Source organism: Psychrobacter sp. I-STPA6b (genome assembly GCF_020662265.1).
GTDB lineage: Bacteria > Pseudomonadota > Gammaproteobacteria > Pseudomonadales > Moraxellaceae > Psychrobacter.
On sequence record NZ_VEWM01000020.1, the window covers coordinates 1 to 528 of the forward strand.

The window sequence follows — 528 nt, forward strand, 5'->3', positions numbered from 1 at the left end:
ATCAAACATTGCCTTTAATAAATTAGACCAAAAGCCCTTTAACTGCCCCATTAAGGAAGTTGGAAATTTTAATCACGCTGCAAATAATGTAACATTTAATTTTACTGTCCCAGAGTATAATAAATATATTTATACTGAATATCAATTTTTACTTGAAGGATTGCAAGAAAAATGGAGTCCGTGGTCCTCCAAAACCACCACTTACTATAAAAATTTGCCAGCTGGAGAATATATTTTCAAGGTTAGGGCTAAAACTGGTAATTCAACACCCGAAAATATCGCTACTTATAGTTTTACGATCAACAAACCATGGTATGCAACAAACTTTGCTATTATACTATATTTTGTTTTAGGCTTTATGATAGTTCTTTACATACATAAAACATACCATCAATATTATCGACTAAAAGAAGGAAAACTGATCGAAGAAAATAATTTATTATTGGAGATTGCTGCATTAGAGAATGAACAGCAATTGATGAAACTTAAGAATGAGCAACTTTCTAGTGATATGGACTCAAAAAATAG

General features: G+C 30.9%; 1 protein-coding gene. It reads left to right on the top strand.

All coding sequences use genetic code 11. The features are described from left to right. The coding region (locus tag FHK88_RS03060; RefSeq protein ID WP_264480587.1) for a triple tyrosine motif-containing protein at nt 1–528 on the top strand (528 nt) is incomplete at both ends.